At 55.2% G+C, this 4,751-nt stretch carries 2 protein-coding genes; both read left to right on the top strand.

Annotated elements, in window-relative coordinates; all coding sequences use genetic code 11:
- Positions 1–489 precede the first annotated feature (489 nt).
- The gene (locus WCA10_RS02500) at positions 490–1,944 is read left to right on the top strand and encodes a PAS domain S-box protein (protein ID WP_472820907.1); all 1,455 of its coding nucleotides are present in this window, start codon (positions 490–492) and stop codon (positions 1,942–1,944) included.
- Positions 1,945–2,534: 590 nt separating this feature from the next.
- On the top strand, positions 2,535–4,382 hold the full coding sequence (locus WCA10_RS02495) for a PLL family lectin (RefSeq protein ID WP_472820906.1): 1,848 nt from the start codon (positions 2,535–2,537) through the stop codon (positions 4,380–4,382).
- Positions 4,383–4,751 lie beyond the last annotated feature (369 nt).

Below are 4,751 nucleotides of genomic sequence, written 5' to 3'. Positions count from 1 at the left end.
GGGGGTGGCTGAGGGTCGGCGAGCCATGCGGCGGCGGCGGCGGCGGGCGTCTCAGCGCGCGCGTTTTTGCGGTCTGCGGGGTCTACTTCGGCGAGGGGTTCCACGGCGGGAAATATACCACAGGTTGTGGTGTTGATGATGTGACACCACAACCGGTTGCGATATTGTCAGGAAAGTAACTTCCGGATTGGCGGTGACACATCCGGAATGCTGCATACAGTGAAATCAAGCTGAAACGTACACTGCGGACCCAGTATTCAGCACAATAATGTTTAAGTTTCGCGCTCGGCTCAATTCAGCTAAGCTGTTTCAGTCCTTCAATTCTGCTCTATGCCAATCGAACCGGCAATTCATCACGATATCGATCCAGAAAGCCCGATCCGCAGCAGTAATCGAATGGCTGAATTGATCCGGGCTCATGATTGGAGTGCAACCCCGCTTGGGCCCATCGAAGATTGGTCCGAAGCCCTCCTTTTGTCAGCTAATCTCATGCTTTCATGCGCTTTTCCTTCTTTAGTCTTCTGGGGCAAAGAATTGGTGCAGCTTTATAACGATGCTTTCATCCCTCTTCTCGCTGAGCGACATCCTTCAGGTTTGGGACAGACAGCCCAGGAGTGTTGGTGGGACGCATGGCAGATCGTCGGCCCGAATTTCCAGCGCGTCATGAACGATGGAGAGACGGTTTTTCATGAAAACACCGTCGTCCCGATCGTCCGAGATGGGAGGTTGCAAGATATCCGGTGGACCTACAGCTATAGTCCGATCTTCGGGAAAGACGGAGATGTGCTGGGTGTACTTGTAGTTTGCCAGGATATTACTCGCGAAATGTCCGCTGCCCGGGAACTTGGGGAGAGCGCAGCGAGGATGCGAGAGAATGCGCAACGTCTTGGTGAGCTCGCAGCGATCGTCGAGTCGTCGGACGATGTGATATTGAGCAAAGACTTAAACGGCACAATCACGAGTTGGAACAATGCTGCGACACGGGTCTTCGGCTATGCCCCCGAGGAGATGATCGGCGCTTCGATCCTCAAGCTGATTCCGGAGCACCTTCACTCCGATGAAAAGACAATCCTTGAAAACATTCGCGCCGGGCGACGGATAGAACACTTCGAGACGATCCGGCTCACAAAGGACGGAAGGCTCATCGATGTTTCGCTTACCGTCTCCCCGATCAAGGATGAAGAGGGCCGGGTAATTGGTGCATCCAAGATCCTTCGGGATGTCTCGCGCCGCAAGCGAATGGAGCAGTCCCTGCTGCAAGCGGAGAAGATAGCGGCGACCGGGCGCATGGCCGCGACGATTGCGCATGAGGTCAATAATCCGCTTGAAGCGATCATGAACCTGCTCTATCTTCTGCGGGAAAAGATCCAAGATGACGAAGGGCGCAGCTTTCTGGCGACGGCGGAAGAGGAACTCGGGCGTGTTTCTCATATCGCCAAGCAAACGCTGGGATACTATCGCGAGCACGCCGCGGCTAGTCGGGCGTCTGTCAGTGACATCGCAGAGAACGCACTCACCATCTACGAACCGCGCTGCACAGCAGCAGGCATAGCCATCAGGAGATCAATCGATCCTTCGGTCGAGATCGTGCTTCGTCGAGGCGAGATCATGCAAGCGATCTCTAACTTAATTGTGAACTCCATCTATGCCATGTCCACCGGTGGAACTCTCTCGCTTTCCGTTAGCGATGCTTCGAGTGCGAAAGATGGCGTTGTCTTGACGGTTGCAGACGACGGAGCGGGAATTGCACCGAAGGATTTGCCGAAGGTTTTTGACGCCTTCTTCACCACACGGGCCACTGTTGGCACAGGAATCGGACTATTCATCGCAAAGCAATTTGTCGAAGGGCACGGGGGACAGATTAGCATTGAGAGCAATACTGAAACGGATCGACATGGCACAACCGTCCGCGTCTTCTTACCACTCCATACCGCCTACGAGTGATTTGGAAAAGCAACTCTGAGCATGCCACCGAGTGACCAGGAACGCGAACTCGGCTTCTCCGAATCCATTCGCGCAACGTCAGAGCTAGGGGTAAGCCGAGAACGGTTCCGATTTACGCCAAAAGGTTAATGCGCTCATTGAGACGGGCTGTAGTGTGTTTTCTGAGTTCTGGGCGGATTGTGGGTCGATACGGAAATAACCCCCATTTTGCCGTTTCCGGGTTACTTCCCGATGGGTGATCGTCTCGCTTCGAACCACCCCTCGCATTGTCATCCTGAGAGGAGCGCAACGGAGTCGAAGGATCTCCTGTTGTTTCTCGTTATGTCCGATGACACGACAGAAACTCGACTTCAGAGCATGATTACGCGGCCAGGATTTACATCGTTCGTGGATCTGGCGAAGTTGCGGAAACTTCTCGTATATCGCAAAGCCACCGATCTTTCAATCTGCTCTCCCGAAAATTGGCTTGACAACGGAGTTTTCGCGTAATGAGATGACTGAAGTTTCGGAGGTGACGGTCAATGGAAGTTAAGCTGGTTTCCACGGCTAATCGTAGAAGTGTCTCGCAGTGTTCGCGCGGAGCGGGAGGCGTGAATGCTGTATGTCACACGTACACTGGCGGCGTTGTAGCGGTGGGTAGCGACGTGATGAAACGGCCCAAAGTAGTGCCGATTTACTGGGGCAACACGATACTGGGCAACAGTGCGTTGAAACTTGCGTTCGATCAATTCTTTGCTGAACTTCTGAACAGTTCTTATGTCGATCGGCTGGCACAGTACAACGTGGGACAGCCCATGGTTTTGCCGTCGCATGCGATTGGCGGGACGTCGACCAATGTCACATCGAGCGACGTAGCCAACCAATTGACCGCGTGGTTCAAGAACAATACGGTCCCAATGCCCGAACCTCTCAGTGACGCCCCAAATTGGTATTACGTCATTTTGGCGCCGCCGGGCGCCACAGTCGGCCCTGCGGGCGAATGCGGATACCATTCAAACAGCATGTTGACGATCAACGGGGGCAACATTCTGGAGATTATCAACAGCACGATTGACCAAGCCTGGGGGCTGGTTTATTTTCCTGCTCCCGCGGCCGGAGCTACCCCAGCGAGTGTTGTCAATTCGGTGTGTTATTGCCTGGTGCATGAAATGCTGGAGGCATTTACCAATCCGCGCGGCCAGGGATGGTCAGTGAACGCGCCGACCTCGGGCGGAAATGCCGGCCAGAATTGTGAAATTGGCGATCTGTGCGAGACCAAGACATTCCACAACGTGGGCCGGTGGAACGTGGAGACCTATTGGTCGAACCAGGACCAAGCTTGCGTAGGCGCGTTCGGTCCAGATTGGGTTTCGCTGGGTGCTCCCGGTACGGGCGTTCTCGGCGCTCCTGTCGTTGGCCACAATCTCGATGGCCGTTTGGAAGTTTATGTCGTCTCAAAAGATGGAAACCTGTGGCATCGCTGGCAAGGAGGCCCATTCGGAACCCTGGAGCCATGGCAGACTGTTTCTGCCGTCAATCCCGGCATTTCGGGTTCCGCAAGGGTAGGTTACAACCAGGACGGCCGCATCGAACTCTTCGGAATGCAAAGCGGCGGCGTCCTTTGGCACGTCTGGCAGACAGCGGCTAACGGCGGCTGGAGTGACGGCGCCGTGCTCGGGGCGCCGGGCGGCGGCATCATCGGCGGAGTCACGGTGGCGAGTAACCTGGACGGACGGTTGGAGGTCTTTGGTGTCGGCTCTGATCATCAGCTGTACCACATATGGCAGACTTCACCCAACGGCGGCTGGAGCGGATGGGGAGGCCTTGGCTTTCCCTGGCCTACCACCACGATCCAGATTGGCGACCCGCGCGTGGTGAGGAATGCGGATGGCAGGCTGGAAGTGTTTCTCCTGGCAGCCGACCAGAAGATATGGCACGCCTGGCAGACCGCTCCCAACGGCGGTTGGGGCCCATGGGCATCTTTGGGCGGCCCCCCGGTGGAAATCGCGAATGGCGCACCGTTCGTGGGGAACAATGCAGACGGCCGGATAGAAGTGTTCGTGACCGGCTCTGACGGAGGTATTTATCACATATGGCAGACCGCGCCAAACGGCGGTTGGAGCGCTTGGGCGCAACTGCTGGGGCCATTGCCTGGAGTGCAATTTGATGGTTTGGGAGGAATAGCCAATAATAAGGACGGACGGTTCCAACTGTTTTTCATCGGCTCCGATGGCGCGCTCTGGACGATGCCGCAGAGCAGTCCGAGCAATGGATGGTCACCGGTGCGTTTTCTCGATGGGGCACCACCAGCGCAGGCTTTGGATGGCGACCAGATTCCCGGAGCGGGGCTTAACTTCAATGGCGATATGTCCGCATTCGTTGTAGGGCAGGATGGCAATGTGTGGCAAATCACCCAGATTTCGCCGGGGGGTACGTGGGGCGGCCTGGTTAAGGATTGATTTCAGCGAGGAAGGCAGGATGTGCAAATCTCAGGGGTCCGATTCATCCGATGACGGGTGGATCGGATTTCGTGATTGAGTCCTCGAATGCGCTCATTTCGCCAGACTGGCAAAGCAGTTGGATCCAATTGTGGAGTGCGTGATTCTGTTCTGCATGTGCCCTTCGTTGATTATGTCGAAGGAAAAGCACCTAAGGTTCACATTAATTGTTTGAATTCAATTTCGGCGAAACGAAGAGGACGCTAGTGTAGTGTCTCATTATTAACATCAGTTATATATCGAGACTCATCTTATGATGAGGAGACCTCGATATGCGTGTTGCGCAGCCAATCGTTCTGAGCGAAGAAGTCCGTCGAAAGCTGGAGCAAC

This window comes from Occallatibacter sp. (assembly GCF_049582745.1).
GTDB lineage: Bacteria > Acidobacteriota > Terriglobia > Terriglobales > Acidobacteriaceae > Telmatobacter.
This window is presented reverse-complemented; position numbering and strand designations above follow the sequence as displayed.

Bases quoted from the DNA above. Each gene is read 5' to 3' on its own strand.
- WCA10_RS02500 (WP_472820907.1), top strand. From the start codon at position 490: ATGCTTTCATGCGCTTTTCCTTCTTTAGTCTTCTGGGGCAAAGAATTG.